Source organism: Stenotrophomonas sp. YJH_SMC_82, assembly GCF_059368875.1.
Genome location: NZ_JCAFSE010000006.1, coordinates 59,162 through 73,010 on the forward strand (window position 1 = coordinate 59,162; position 13,849 = coordinate 73,010).

Here is a 13,849-nt window from a genome sequence, read left to right on the forward strand (position 1 = left end):
CCCCGACCGCAGGTCGGGATTCGATCAGCGGTCGCCCGGGGTCAGATCCCTTTCCTGCGGGAAAGGGATCTGACCCCTTGCAATCCTGCTGCACGCCTCCTTCCAAAATGTGAAGGCCGCGCGGTGACGAGCACACCGCCGCTTCGGCTAACATTCGCCCATGCCGCATACCTCCACGACTCCGCCCGCATTGCAGGATGGCGACCTGCTGGCCGCCATCGACCTTGGCTCCAACAGTTTCCACATGGTCATCGCGCGCTACACGCTCGGCCAGCTGCGGGTGATCGACCGCCTGCGCGAGACGGTGCGCATGGCCGACGGGCTGGATGGCAAAGGCGGACTGTCTTCCGCCGCACGGCAGCGCGCGCTGGAATGCCTGGCCCGTTTCGGCCAGCGCATCCGCAATGTGCCGCCGCATCGGGTGCGCGCGCTGGCCACCAACACGGTGCGCCAGCTGCGTTCTCCCCAGTCGTTCCTGGTCCCGGCCGAAACTGCACTGGGACACGCCATCGAAGTGGTCAGCGGCCGCGAAGAAGCCCGCCTGATCTACCTGGGCGTGGCCCACGCGCAACCCCCCAAGCCCGGCCAGCGCCGGCTGGTGATCGACATCGGTGGCGGCTCCACTGAATTCATCATCGGCATGGGCATGCAGACCCTGGAGCGCGAAAGCCTGCAGGCCGGTTGCATCGCCAGCACCCGGCGCTTCTTCCCCGGCGGCAAGCTCAGCAAGAAGCGCTGGAAGGACGCGCTGGCCGAGATCGGCCGCGAGTTCCAGCCCTTCGCCAGCAAGTACCGCGCGCTGGGCTGGCAGGAGGCGCTGGGTTCTTCGGGCACGCACAAGGCGATCAGCGAGATCTGCGCGACGATGAAGCTGAGCAAGGGCGCGATCACCGCCGAGGCCCTGCCGCAACTGCGCGATGAGCTGCTGAAGGCCAAGAAGATCGACGACATCCAGTTGCCGGGCCTGTCCAGCGACCGCCGCCCGATCATCGCCGGCGGCATCCTGGTGCTGGAAGCGGCGTTCCAGGCACTTGGCCTGCAGAAGCTGCTGGTCAGCAAGGCCGCGATGCGCGAGGGCATCCTCTACGACATCGTCGGCCGTGCCGGCGAGAACGACCTGCGCGATGAATCAGTGGCCGCGCTCAGCCAGCGCTACGGTATCGATACGGTACAGGCCGACCGCGTGCAGGACACCGCTCTGTCACTGCTGGAGCAGGTGCAGGAACGCTGGAAGCTCGATGCCGATGATGCGCGCATGCTCGGCTGGGCCGCACGCCTGCACGAGCTGGGCCTGATGATTGCCCACAGCGGCTACCACGTGCATGGCAGCTACGTGCTGGAGCACTCGGACATCGCCGGCTTCTCCCGCCAGGAACAGCAGATGCTGGCCGCGCTGGTGCGCAGCCATCGCCGCAGCGTGACCAAGACCGCCTTCGACGCCCTGCCCGAGCGACTGCTGCTGACCGCGCGCCGGTTGGCGGCCCTGCTGCGGCTGGCGGTGCTGCTCAACCGCGCGCATGAGGACGACCCGCTGCCGGCGCTGGAACTGACCGCCGACGACAACCGGCTGTCGCTGATCGTGCCGCAGGCGTTCATCGATGCCCGTCCGCTGCTGCGCGCCGACCTGATCGGCGAGACCGACGGGATCGCCGGGCTGGGCATCCAGTTCCGTCCGTTCGTAGCCTGAATACGCCGTCGCCTGTTGTCCACAGGACAGCAGGAGTGACGCACTTCGCACCCCCACTTTGCGCAGTCTGGCGGTTTTTTGTGCTGCTTCGCATCACGACGGCACCGTATCGCGTATCGCACCTCTCACGTAAGCGCCTGCTTTTGTTCACGTTTTGTGAAGGATGGGGGTGTCCCGTGACATAAATCGATACGAACTCTTTACAGAGCATTAACTAACGAGACTACTATCGGGTCACCGGCTCGGTCATCAACCCAGCTGGCTCCTTCGACGCCCACTTTGGCGTCTTGTGCACGACCTGAGAGAGAGAGCTCGCCATGACTTCACGCACCACCGCACTGGGGCAGGCCATCCGCTATGCCCTGGCTACCACCGCAACGTTGGCCGCCCTGCCCGCGTTTGCCCAGGACGGCAGCAACGCAACGCCCACCAACCTCGACCGCATCGAGATCACCGGCTCGCGCATCCGCCAGGTGGACGTGGAAACCGCCCAGCCGGTGTTCGCGATCAGCCGCAACGACATCGAAAAGCAGGGCTTCAGCTCGGTTGCCGACATCCTGCAGAACGTCACCGCGATGGGCAGCCCGACCATCAGCCGCGCCAATGCGCTGACCGCGGGTGAAAACGCTGGTGGCACCTACATCGACATGCGCAACCTGGGCACCCAGCGCACGCTGGTGCTGGTCAACGGCAAGCGCATGGGCATCAGCACGTCCGGCTACCAGGACATCTCCACGCTGCCGGTGTCCGCCGTGGAGCGCATCGAGGTGCTGAAGGACGGCGCCTCTGCGATCTATGGCTCCGACGCCATGGCCGGCGTGGTGAACATCATCACCCGCTCCAATGTCACCGGTGTGACCGCCAACGTCTATCACGGCCAGTACAGCCAGGGCGACGGCGCACGTGACCGCTTCGACGTGGTCGCCGGCTGGAGCAACGATCGCGTGTCGTTGACCTTGTCCGCCGAGCATGCCGAAGAGAAGGGCGTGTGGGCGCGCGATCGCGGCTTCAGCAAGTACGGCATGACCGATCGCCATCCGTACGACAGCAGCAACTGGACCACGATCAGCCAGTACGGCCAGTTCACCGGTCTGCGCGGCCCGGGCTGTACCGCCACTGCGGGCTGCGGCTATTCCCTCAACCGCGGCGCGGATCCCACCAACCCGGCCAATTACCACCTCACCGATAGCACGCCGTTCACCGGTGACGTGAGCAACGCCAACGACCAGATGCACGTGATGTATCCGGTCAAGCGCGACTCGGTCTATTTCGACGGCCGCTTCAAGATCACCGACAACGTCAACTTCCGCACCGAGCTGGGCTACAACCAGCGTGAGTCCACCCGCCAGATCGCGGGCTATCCGCTGCAGTCGAGCACCGCCGGTGTCGGCTCGATGTCGATCAACAGCTACTTCAATCCGTTCGGTCGCCAGCACGGGTATGCCACCCCGACCGCCGTGGCATGGAACCGCCGCACCTGGGAAGTGCCGCGCGTGACCACCAGCGAGCTGAAGACCTACCGCGCGGTGGCGTCGTTCGACGGTTCGTTCGAGATCGGCAGCCGCTACTTCGACTGGGAAGTGGGTTACCAGTACAACCGCAATGAACTGGAATCGGTGGCGACCGGCAACCTGCACAAGGGTCGCGTCGCCGGCGGCGTCGGCCCGTCGTTCTACAACGCCGCCACCGGCAAGGTGCAGTGCGGCACCGCCGCTGCACCGATCTCCTATGACGTTTGCAAGCCGTGGAACCCGCTGGTGCCGTACGGCACGACGGCTGCCGATGGCCTGTACGGCAACGAAGAACTGCAGGCGTGGCTGTTCCCGGAAGAGATCACCAAGGGCCGTACCACCTCCAAGAACTTCTTTGCCAACATCGCTGGCAGCATCGTGACCCTGCCGGCTGGCGACCTGGGCTTCGCGTTCGGCGTGGAAAGCCGCAAGGAAGAAGGCAAGTACACCCCGGATGCCCTGGCCCAGACCGGCGCGACCACCAACCTGGCCGCGGGCCCGACCGGCGGTGACTACACCGTCAACGAGGCCTACCTGGAAGTGAACGTTCCGGTGCTGGCCGACCTGCCGGGCGCGAAGGAACTGACCTTTAATGGCGCAACCCGCTTCTCGGACTACAACACCTTCGGCAACACGCTCAACAGCAAGTTCGGCTTCAAGTGGAAGCCGATCGACTCGCTGATGGTGCGTGGCACCTGGGCCGAGGGCTTCCGTGCACCGACCATCAGCGACCTGTTCGGTGGTGGTTCGGAGACCTTCGCGCAGTTCAGCGATCCGTGCGACACCCGCTTCGGTTCCTCGGCCTCCAGCGCGGAAGTCCGTGCACGTTGCGCACGCGACATCGCCAATGCGAATACCTTCCGCCAGCTGCGCCAGGGTGGCACCCCGGTGAACACGTCGACGGACGCGACCCCGGTGCCGTTCACCTCCGGGTCGAACCCGCTGCTGACGCCGGAAACCTCGACCAGCAAGACGCTGGGCCTGGTCTGGAGCCCGAGCTTCATCCAGGGCTTCAACGCCTCGCTGGACTGGTGGAAGATCCGCATCGACAACACGATCATCGCCGACACGCCGACCCAGATCCTGCAGGACTGCTACGAATCGGGTATCGACGCGCGCTGCTCGCGCTTCCAGCGTGACCCGGTGACCGGCATCGTGACCAACCTGAAGTTCGGCAACCGCAACGCGGGCTTCATGGAAACCGAAGGCTACGATCTGGACGTGAGCTACCGTCTGGACACCCGGTTCGGCAAGTTCAACGTGAACTCGGCCACCACCTACGTGTCCAGTGCGACCTACCGCACCTCCAACGACAGCTCGATCGTCCCGATCGTCACCAACGGCATCGGCAGCGCTTTCCGCGTCCGTTCCAACCTGGTGCTGGGCTACGAGCGGGGCAACTTCGGCGCGAGCTGGACCGCGCGTTACTATTCGGGCGTGAAGGAAACCTGCTCGAACATCGCGCTGTACCCGGACGAGTGCTCGGATCCGGGTGTGTACGCACCGTGGTACAAGGGCGCACGCAACTACAACGAGCGCGGCGCGGTCACCTTCCACGACGTGCAGGTGCGTTACTCGCTGCCGTGGGACGCCACCGTGTCGGTCGGTGCCAACAACGTGTTCGAGAAGACCGGCCCGGTCATGTACAGCAAGCCGAACTCGGCCTTCTCGTACTACGGTGGTTACGATATCGGCCGCTTCATCTACATGAAGTACCAGCAGCGCTTCTGATCCATCGCGCTGTGACGGAAGCATGACGACCACGGCCCTTCGGGGCCGTGGTTTTTTATTGGCCGCCGCGCCCAGGCGCTGGCCGGCGCCACCGTCATCTGATGGTCGCAAAGCGGTCATGTCGGCTACATCGCCAGGCCCGAGCATGCCGGAAACCCGGAGGCCCGCCATGCGCTATGCCATCGTCACCGAGACCTATCCACCGGAAGTGAACGGCGTCGCCCTCACCGTGCAGGGGCTGGAACAAGGTCTGCGCGCAGCCGGGCACGAGATCGACCTGGTCCGCCCCCGCCAGTCCAGCGAAGCGCTGGATTCGGCACCCGGCACCTTGCTGGTTCCCGGCGCCGCCCTGCCCCGCTACCCCGGCCTGCGTTTCGGACTGCCGGCGCCGATCCGGCTGGGCCGCCATTGGCAGAAACAACGCCCGGATGCGGTCTACATCGCCACCGAAGGTCCGCTCGGCTGGTCGGCACTGCGCACTGCGCGCCGCCTCGGCATTCCGGTCGCCAGCGGCTTCCACACCCGCTTCGACGAGTACCTGCCCGACTACGGCGTGGCGTGGCTGCAGGCCGCAGCCATGCGCTGGATGCGCCGTTTCCACAACCAGGCCGATGCCACCCTGGTGCCGACCCGCGAGCTGCAGCAGTTCCTCGGCGAACAGGGCTTCGAGCGCGTGCGCCTGCTGGCCCGCGCGGTGGACAGCCAGCAGTTCGATCCGGGACGGCGCGATCCCGCGCTGCGCGAGGAATGGGGCGTGGATGGCAACGGCCTGGTGGCGATCTATGTCGGCCGCATCGCTGCTGAAAAGAACCTCGGCCTGGCAGTGAAGGCATTCCGCCGGCTGCAGCAGATCCGGCCCAAGGCACGCTTCGTGTGGGTCGGAGATGGCCCGGCCCGCGAGAAGCTGGCACATGAAAACCCCGACTTCATCTTCTGTGGCATCCAGCGCGGCGATGCGCTGGCCCGGCACTTCGCCAGCGGCGATCTGTTCCTGTTCCCCAGCCGCAGCGAAACGTTCGGCAACGTGACCCTGGAAAGCATGGCCAGCGGTGTGGCCACCGTGGCCTTCGACTACGGCGCCGCGCGCGAGTACCTGCGCAATGGCGAGAACGGCGCAGCCGTGGACAGCGACGATCAGTTCATCGATGCCGCCGTGCGACTGGCCGCCGATGACGCGCAGCGCCGCGAACTGGGCGGCAATGCCGCACGCGCGATGAAGCGCCTGCATCCACAACAGGTGGTGGCCGAGTTCGATGCACTGCTGGCCGAACTGGCACAGTCGCGGAGGAACGGCCATGCGCACTACGCCGCTTGAGCTGCTGGCCGGGCGCGAAGCACGCTGGTGCCGGCGCGCAAACCACTACTGCCGGCGGCGCCGCGTGCGTCGCCTGTTCGCGGTCATCAGCCGGCTCGGCGATGGCGTGTTCTGGTACGTGCTGATGGCCGCGCTGGTGGTGCTGGACGGCTTCGACGGCCTGCGCGCCTCGGTGCACATGGCCGCCACGGGCCTGGCCGCGCTGCTGCTGTACAAGGTCCTCAAGCGCTGGACCCGGCGCCCGCGGCCCTACGCGGCCGACCTGCGCATCCGCGCCTGGGTGGCGCCGCTGGACGAGTTCAGTTTCCCCTCCGGACACACCCTGCATGCGGTGTCGTTCACCATCGTGGCACTGGCCTACTACCCGTGGCTGGCGCCGCTGCTGGTGCCGTTCACCTGTGGCGTTGCACTGTCGCGGGTGGTCCTGGGCCTGCACTATCCTTCCGATGTGCTGGCAGCCACCGCCATCGCCATCGTGCTGGCTTCGGCCAGCCTGACCTGGCTGCCGCTGCCGGTGTAACCCCGGGGTCAGATCCTTTTCCTTCGGAAAAGAGATCTGACCCCCACAATACCGGCGGCGCCACCATCATCATTGATGGCCTAGAATGCGGGCATGACCACGCTGTTCATTTCCGACCTGCACCTGGACCCCAGCCGTCCGGAGATCACCGACCTGTTCCTGCGCTTCCTGCGCGAGCAGGCGCCCGGCGCCGATGCGCTGTACATCCTCGGCGACCTGTTCGAGGCCTGGATCGGCGACGACACGCCCTCGCCCGCCGCCGACACGGTGGCCGATGCGTTGAAGGTGCTGTCCGACAGCGGCGTGCCGGTGTACTTCATCCGCGGCAACCGCGACTTCCTGCTCGGTGAGGACTACGCGCGCCGTGCCGGCCTGCGCATCCTGCCCGACCCGTGCATGATCGAACTGTACGGCCGCGCGGTGCTGCTGCAGCACGGTGACCTGCTGTGCACCGATGACATTCCCTACCAGCAGTTCCGTGCACAGACGCGCGACCCGGTATTCCAGGCGCAGTTCCTGTCGCAGCCGCTGGCCGCACGCATCGCGTTCGCGCAGAAGGCGCGCGAAGCCAGCCAGGCGCGCCAGTCCGAGATGAAGCAGGACGATCGTGCGCAGTTCGAGTCGGTGACCGACGTGGCCCCTGCCGAAGTCGATGCCACCTTCGTGCGCCATGGCGTGGACACCATGATCCATGGCCATACCCATCGGCCGGCGATCCACACGCTGCAGGCCGGTGGTCGCGAGCGCACCCGCATCGTGCTGGGTGACTGGTACGAACAGGGTTCGGTGCTGCGCGTGGATGCCAGCGGCTGGACGCTGGATACGCTCGCGCGCGAATAACGGATCGCAAGGTGCCAACCAAGGTTGGCATCTACCAGAGCAGGTGCATGCGCCCGGGTAGACGCCGGCCTTGGTCGGCGCCTGGACAGTCAGCGGAAGGCTGCGATGGTGGCCTTGGTGTTGACCAGCACGCGCTGGTTGTCGGCGGTGCTGGCGTTGCCCATCGGGATGCCGTTGTAGCTGATGTTGGGGTTGGACCAGTAGTTCAGGCGCGGGCAGCTGCGGGTGCAGTTGTAGGCCATGATCGTGCGCCAGCCGGTGCCGGTGGCCGGCTCGTAGCGATAGCCGTGGCCATAGGCATAGGGCGAGGTGCTCGAGTCGGTGGCGATGTCATGCCGCGCACTCTGCAGATGGCCGATCTCGTGCGCGAACGAGTAATAGCCGGTCGCGCAATCCCAGTACACGGCCGCGAACGCGGTCGACGCCGTCGAGCCGATGCCCGAGGCCAGGCCGCAGTAGGCGGTGTTGTTGATCAGCAGCACGCCCACATCAGCCGTGTAGGTATTCCGGCTGGTGTGGATGCTGTCCATGTAGCCATCGCTGGTGCCACGGAAACGCGCCAGGTCGGTATCGAAGCTGCCCGATTCGGTGTAACTGGTGGTTTCGTAGCGGGCCAGTTCCATGGTGATGCCGACGTTGCTGTTGACATAGCCCTGGTTCGATTCGGCCACGGCCAGCTGCACCAGTGACTGCATGTTGCCGCCATAGGCGGCGACGGCGGCATTGGTCGCCACCACCAGCACGCGGATGGTGGCCGGCGTGCCGGACGACGCCTGCGCGATGCCGAGGCGATCGTTGTTGCCCATCGGGATCTTCGGCAGCTGGTTGTAATCGGCCGGATGGTCGGCCGGCATCCGCGACTCGTCCACTTCCACAAGCACGTGGCGGTTGCCCAGCGGGCGCAGGCGGTACAGCTTTCCATCCTTGCGGATCGAGCCGGTGATGGTATCGCCCGAGCGCACCAGGATCAGCGAATTGCCGGGGTCGTCCTGGCCGTTGGAGGTGGCCGCGGTCAGCTTGTCCGAGGGCGAACGGAACTGGCCATACCAGATGCTGCCGCCATCGGGCAGCGCTTCAACCTTGCTGCGCACGGCCTGCACGCGCTGGCCGAGCAGTTCGAATTCCAGCTGCGGCTGTGCAGTCGCGGCTGCATCAACGCGCACTTCCTGTACCGTCGCGGTGGACGGGGTGGCCAGCAGCTTGCCCAGCGCGGGCTCACTGTTTGCCGATGCGCGGCTGATGACCGTCACCGGCTCGAACAACGGTGCCGCATGCGCGGCCGCCGCCACCGACAAACCCAACACCAGGCCACCTGCCGCTTTGCCAATCGATCTGGACAACATTGCGTCGCTCCTTGAATGATGTGAACAGCGTTGATGCAGCACGACCCGGTTTGCCGGGTTTGGCCATATGGCCTGCGCGGCTCGTGTGAATTCAATAGGCGAGTGGAATGAAAGTCAGGATTTGTGATCGACCGCATCTGCGTTCAGTCAGGTCAAAAGCGTCACTACACTTCGCCAATACACCGCTTTCGCGCTACCGTGACGCAGCCACGACGGGGAATGCACATGGCACCATCGCAGGACACGGACGAAGATGTCGGCTTGCTGCGGATCGGCCTGTTCTTCGATGGCACCCGCAACAACGCGCACAACCTCGCGCGTGGTCGACCACAGCAGCCGCGACCGCGCCCGGCGCAGCTGCGTGCGGATGATGATTCGACCTACCAGAGCCGGCTGACCAGCAGCTACGACAACGGCCTGACCAACATCGCACGCCTGCAGCAGCTGTACCCGGACAGCCGCCGCGATGCGATGGCCACGCCTTCGCTGTCGATCTACGTGGAAGGTGTCGGTACCCGCGATGACGCCGACGACGACCTGATCGGACTGGCGTTCGGTATCGGCGCCAGCGGCGTCCGCGCAAAGGTGCAGCGCGCGCTGCAGGTGGTGCTGCCGGCTGCGCTTGCAGAACTGTCCACGCGTTGGCGGCAACCGCTGCGTCGCGTGCAGCTGGATCTGTTCGGGTTCTCTCGAGGCGCTGCCGCCGCACGTGATATCGCCAACCAGCTGCAGGGCTGGGATACCACGCGCTGGCGGCAACTGCTGCAGTCGTCCGGCCTGGTCTGTACGCCGGACTTCGCCCCTGCCCTTCCGGTGCTGCGATTCATGGGCCTGTTCGATACCGTGGCTGCGGTCAGTGGTGGCCGCGCCGACGAACAACCGCAGCTTGCCTTGTCCAGTGGCATCGCTGCACGCGTGGTGCAGTTGACCGCGCGCGACGAGCATCGCCAGCACTATCCGCTGACCACGGTGGCACCGCCGTTCACCGAGATCGCTTTGCCCGGCGTGCACGCCAACATCGGCGGAGGCTACAACCAGCTGGAGGAAGGCCCCAAGCTGCTCAGCCGCCCACGTCGCCAGCAGCTGCGCCGCCCCGCCGTTGCCGACTACCAGATTCCCCCGCTGGCGATGCTGCAGGCCACCACGGCTTACGCTGAAACGCAGGCCGATGCCGAACGCTGGCGGCAGCAGCTGGGCGTGGACGAAAAGGAAGTGTGGGTGGATGTCTGGCACCAGTGGCAGCAGCAGCGCCGCGCCGGCAGCCGCAGCGTGCTGCTGTCCCCGGTGCTGTACGTGACTGCCGCCGTGGTACTGCGGCGGCGCATCGACTGGCGCTACCAGTTGATCGCGCTGCAGGTGATGCAGCAGCATGCCATCGATGCCGGCGTGACCTGGCGCGCCAGCGCTGCCGAGGTTCCCGGCTGGGAACTGCCGTCGGCCCTGCAACCGATCGCACGGCGGCTGGTGGCAGGGCAGGCGTTGACCCAGGCCCAGGAGGCGCTGCTGCGCCGACGCTACCTGATGCAGTCGGCGCACTGGAATTTCGACGCGCTGGGCGACACCGCCCTGACCTATGCCGCCGATGCCGGCGTCAGCGAACTGCCCTACCGGCCCGGTCCCGGCCTGTTCTACATCAACCGGCCCACCGTGGATGGCAAGCGCGTGGTGCTGCCCAACGCATGAAAAAGGGGACGGAGGGGATTAAGTCGTTTGTGCCACAAACGACTTAATCCCCTCCGTCCCCTTTTGTTCAACCGGCCTGTTCGACCAGGTTGCCGAGCTCGTCGGCGTCGAAGCCGGCCAGCAGGCGCGCTTCGATGTTGAACGGCCCGTGCAGGTAGCCGCCGGCGTATTCCACCAGCAGCGCCTTGAAGCGCGCACGCGGCTCGACGCCGGCGCGATCGCAGTACCAGCGGTACCAGCGCGAACCGGCGGCAACGTGCGCCACTTCCTCGCGCAGGATCACTTCCAGTACGTCGGCGGTTTCACCATCACCGACATTGCGCAGCTTCTCGATCATGCCCGGTGTCACGTCCAGGCCGCGCGCTTCCAGCACGCGCGGTACCAGGGCCATGCGCGCCAGGCCGTCATGCGCGGTCTTTTCGCACATTTCCCACAGGCCGTTGTGCGCGGGGAAATCGGCGTAGTCGTGGCCATGCGCCTGCAGGCGCTCGCGCAGCAGCATGAAGTGCCGCGATTCGTCGTCGGCACAGCTGACCCAGTCGGCATGGAACGCTGGCGGCAGGCCGCGGAAGCGGTACACCGCATCCCAGGCCAGGTCGATCGCGTTGAGTTCGATGTGGGCGATGGCGTGGATGAAGGCGGCGCGTCCTTCCACGCCGCCCAGCCCGCGCCGGGGCACTTCGCGCGGATGCACCAGCACCAGCCGTGCCGGCCGGCCAGGCATGCGGATCGGTTCCGGCGGCGGCGCATCGGCAGCCACCTTCAGGCGGCCGGCACGGAACGCGGCGGCATACGCCTGGGTCAACGCGACCTTGCGCAGCGGGTCGGCTTCGGCCAGGCACCGCTGCGCCGCGCGCAGCAGGTCGCCACCAACGTCGGGTACATCGACCACGCCTGGACCTCAGGCGCGGCGCTTGTGCTTGGCGTCGTCCGAACGCAGCTGCTGGATGCGCTCGAAGTAGCCCGGCTCGATACCCGTCGGGTAGTGGCCGTTGAAGCAGGACGAATCGAAGTTGCGCAGCGCCGGGTTGCCCTCGCTCACCGCCGCTTCCATGTCCTCCAGATCCTGGTAGATCAGCCAGTCGCAGCCCAGGTGGGCCTCGATCTCTTCCACGGTGCGGTTGTGCGCGACCAGCTCTTCGGCCGCCGGCATGTCGATGCCGTAGATGTTCGGGTAGCGCACCGGCGGTGCCGCGCTGGCCAGGTAGACCTTGCGCGCGCCCGCATCACGGGCCATCTGCACGATCTGCTGGCTGGTGGTGCCACGCACGATCGAGTCGTCCACCAGCAGCACCACGCGGTTGCGGAACTCCAGGTGGATCGGGTTGAGCTTGCGGCGCACCGACTTCACGCGTTCGCCCTGGCCCGGCATGATGAAGGTGCGGCCGATGTAGCGGTTCTTGATGAAGCCTTCGCGATACTTCACCCCAAGCACGTTGGAGATCTCCAGCGCGGCATCACGCGAGGTATCCGGGATCGGGATGATGGTGTCGATATCGTGGTCCGGGCGCAGGCGCAGGATCTTCTCGCCCAGCTTGATGCCCATGCGCATGCGCGCCTTGTGCACCGAGACGTTGTCGATCATCGAATCCGGACGCGCGAAGTACACGTACTCGAAGATGCACGGGGTGTGCTCGGCCGGCTCGGCGCAGATTTCCGAGAACAGCTCGCCGCGGGCGGTGATCACCAGGGCTTCGCCCGGCTGCACATCGCGCACGCGCTGGAAGCCCAGCACGTCCAGCGCGGCCGACTCGGAGGCCACGATGTACTCGTCGCCCTCGGCATGGCTGCGCTTGCCGAGCACCAGCGGACGGATGCCGTGCGGGTCGCGGAAGGCCACCAGGCCCAGGCCCAGCACCACGCTGACCACCGCGTAGCCGCCCTTGCAGCGGCGGTGCACGCCAGCCACCGCGCGGATCGCGGCTTCCGGGCTCAGCTGGCGCTGCTGTTCCAGCTCATAGGCGAACACGTTCAACAGCACTTCGCTGTCCGAATCGGTGTTGACGTTGCGGCGGTCCTGCTCGAACACCTGCTGGCGCAGCGCCTCGGTGTTGATCAGGTTGCCGTTGTGGGCCAGCGCGATGCCGTACGGCGAGTTGACGTAGAACGGCTGCGCCTCGTCCATGCCTTCCGAGCCGGCCGTCGGGTAGCGCACATGGGCGATGCCGACGCTGCCTTCCAGGGTGGACATGGTGCGTGCATCGAACACATCGCGGACCAGGCCGGTGGCCTTCTGCACCCGCAGGCGGCTGCCATTGGCCGTGGCGATGCCCGCGGCATCCTGGCCGCGATGCTGGAGAACGGTCAAGCCGTCATACAACTGCCCGGCGACGTTCTGGTTGCCGACGATTCCGACGATGCCACACATGGTGCGAAGTCTCCGCTGGGCTGTGCCCAGTTACAAGGAAGGTGGCCGTACCTGGCCGCGGTGGTCGCCGCGCCTGCGGTCGACATTGGCCGGATCGCCCGGCTCGATACTGTCTGGCAGTGCTGGGGCGTCCGGGCGCACTTCGGCCGGATCGTATGCGTCGCCCTGTTCCGCTTTCGCGGGCCGCAGCCATCCGCTGCCCGCCACTACCTGGTTGAGGATGCCATTATCGCCTGCCGCGCCCGGCTTTCCCAGATCGGCGCCTGCGCTCTTCCCCAGCTCCATCAATGCAGATGGGGACAGCATGTCGGTCGGCAAGGTCTTGGGCAGCAGATCGGCGCCGGGCACCTGCCAGTGCGGCAGCTTCCCGTTCATCCAGGCCACGGCCGGGTTCAGCACCGGGCGGACCGCCGAGCGCTTCCAGGAGGGTTCGGCGGTCAGCGGGGTGAAGCCGGCCAGCAGCACCAGGATCGCCGCGATCAGGCCGCCACGCACGGCGCCCAGCACGCCGCCCAGCAACCGGTCCAGGCTGGTCAGCATGCTGCGATGGATCATCGCCTTGATGACCATGCCGATCACCGCGACCACGATCATCACGCCAATGCCCACGCCCAGGTAGCCGCCAACGAAATGCTCGCCGCCGGGTGCGGCCGGGGCCGCCCACCAGCGTGCCGCATCGTTGCCGAAGGCGAAGGCCGCCCACGCGGCCAGCAGCCACGACAGCGTGCCGATGACGATTCCAACAAAGCCACGCAGCATCCCGAGCAGGGTCGAGGCGGCGATCACGATCAGCAGCACCACGTCGATCATGGCGCCCCGCTCCTTCGGCGGCGCTGGCAACGGGCCTGCGC

The 13,849-nt window shown here is 66.5% G+C and carries 10 protein-coding genes; 6 read left to right on the forward strand and 4 right to left on the reverse strand.

From position 1 onward, the window contains the following. The first annotated feature begins 160 nt into the window (after positions 1-160). The 5 genes from ppx to lpxH all read left to right on the forward strand — a co-directional run bounded on the left by ppx (position 161) and on the right by lpxH (position 7,604). Entirely contained in the window at positions 161-1,687 is a 1,527-nt protein-coding gene (gene ppx / locus AC5P53_RS19665) for an exopolyphosphatase (protein WP_032955928.1), read from the forward strand. Between the two features lie 317 nt (positions 1,688-2,004). Continuing rightward, positions 2,005-4,929: a TonB-dependent receptor domain-containing protein gene (locus AC5P53_RS19670; protein ID WP_032955931.1), complete on the forward strand. Its 2,925-nt coding sequence runs from the start codon at positions 2,005-2,007 to the stop codon at positions 4,927-4,929. A 169-nt stretch (positions 4,930-5,098) separates the two neighbouring features. Continuing rightward, entirely contained in the window at positions 5,099-6,244 is a 1,146-nt protein-coding gene (locus tag AC5P53_RS19675) for a glycosyltransferase family 4 protein (RefSeq protein ID WP_014646086.1), read from the forward strand. After that, on the forward strand, positions 6,225-6,764 hold the full coding sequence (locus AC5P53_RS19680) for a phosphatase PAP2 family protein (RefSeq protein WP_032955935.1): 540 nt from the start codon (positions 6,225-6,227) through the stop codon (positions 6,762-6,764). Before AC5P53_RS19675 ends, AC5P53_RS19680 begins: the two co-directional genes overlap by 20 nt. A gap of 93 nt (positions 6,765-6,857) precedes the next feature. Continuing rightward, positions 6,858-7,604, forward strand: a complete 747-nt coding sequence (gene lpxH / locus AC5P53_RS19685; protein WP_032955937.1) for a UDP-2,3-diacylglucosamine diphosphatase — start codon at positions 6,858-6,860, stop codon at positions 7,602-7,604. 89 nt (positions 7,605-7,693) lie between these two features. Here the strand turns inward: lpxH and AC5P53_RS19690 are convergent, their stop codons facing one another. Next, positions 7,694-8,947 (reverse strand): M12 family metallo-peptidase, encoded by a 1,254-nt coding sequence (locus AC5P53_RS19690; RefSeq protein WP_014646083.1) that lies wholly within the window; start codon positions 8,945-8,947, stop codon positions 7,694-7,696. A gap of 225 nt (positions 8,948-9,172) precedes the next feature. On the opposite strand from AC5P53_RS19690, the gene AC5P53_RS19695 reads away from it, so the two are divergent. After that, positions 9,173-10,630, forward strand: a complete 1,458-nt coding sequence (locus tag AC5P53_RS19695; RefSeq protein WP_241887136.1) for a T6SS phospholipase effector Tle1-like catalytic domain-containing protein — start codon at positions 9,173-9,175, stop codon at positions 10,628-10,630. A gap of 67 nt (positions 10,631-10,697) precedes the next feature. Here AC5P53_RS19695 and AC5P53_RS19700 read toward each other — a convergent pair whose 3' ends face one another. Genes AC5P53_RS19700 through AC5P53_RS19710 form a run of 3 tightly spaced genes read right to left on the reverse strand, consistent with a single transcriptional unit; the run spans position 10,698 to position 13,808 of the window. Continuing rightward, positions 10,698-11,522, reverse strand: coding sequence for a ferritin-like domain-containing protein (locus tag AC5P53_RS19700; protein ID WP_241887135.1), 825 nt, complete (start codon positions 11,520-11,522; stop codon positions 10,698-10,700). Between the two features lie 9 nt (positions 11,523-11,531). Beyond that, positions 11,532-12,998 carry an amidophosphoribosyltransferase gene (gene purF / locus AC5P53_RS19705; protein WP_005408246.1) on the reverse strand — a complete coding sequence of 489 codons (1,467 nt, stop codon included), beginning with the start codon at positions 12,996-12,998 and terminating at the stop codon, positions 11,532-11,534. Positions 12,999-13,028: 30 nt separating this feature from the next. After that, a complete protein-coding gene (locus AC5P53_RS19710) occupies positions 13,029-13,808 on the reverse strand; it encodes a CvpA family protein (RefSeq protein ID WP_014036126.1) in 780 nt (259 codons plus the stop codon). Positions 13,809-13,849: the final 41 nt, after the last annotated feature.

Coding starts and splice junctions, on each gene's coding strand:
- AC5P53_RS19710 (WP_014036126.1), bottom strand. CDS start 13,808: ATGATCGACGTGGTGCTGCTGATCGTGATCGCCGCCTCGACCCTGCTC.
- purF (WP_005408246.1), bottom strand. CDS start 12,998: ATGTGTGGCATCGTCGGAATCGTCGGCAACCAGAACGTCGCCGGGCAG.
- AC5P53_RS19680 (WP_032955935.1), top strand. CDS start 6,225: ATGCGCACTACGCCGCTTGAGCTGCTGGCCGGGCGCGAAGCACGCTGG.
- ppx (WP_032955928.1), top strand. CDS start 161: ATGCCGCATACCTCCACGACTCCGCCCGCATTGCAGGATGGCGACCTG.
- AC5P53_RS19695 (WP_241887136.1), top strand. CDS start 9,173: ATGGCACCATCGCAGGACACGGACGAAGATGTCGGCTTGCTGCGGATC.
- lpxH (WP_032955937.1), top strand. CDS start 6,858: ATGACCACGCTGTTCATTTCCGACCTGCACCTGGACCCCAGCCGTCCG.
- AC5P53_RS19675 (WP_014646086.1), top strand. CDS start 5,099: ATGCGCTATGCCATCGTCACCGAGACCTATCCACCGGAAGTGAACGGC.
- AC5P53_RS19670 (WP_032955931.1), top strand. CDS start 2,005: ATGACTTCACGCACCACCGCACTGGGGCAGGCCATCCGCTATGCCCTG.
- AC5P53_RS19690 (WP_014646083.1), bottom strand. CDS start 8,947: ATGTTGTCCAGATCGATTGGCAAAGCGGCAGGTGGCCTGGTGTTGGGT.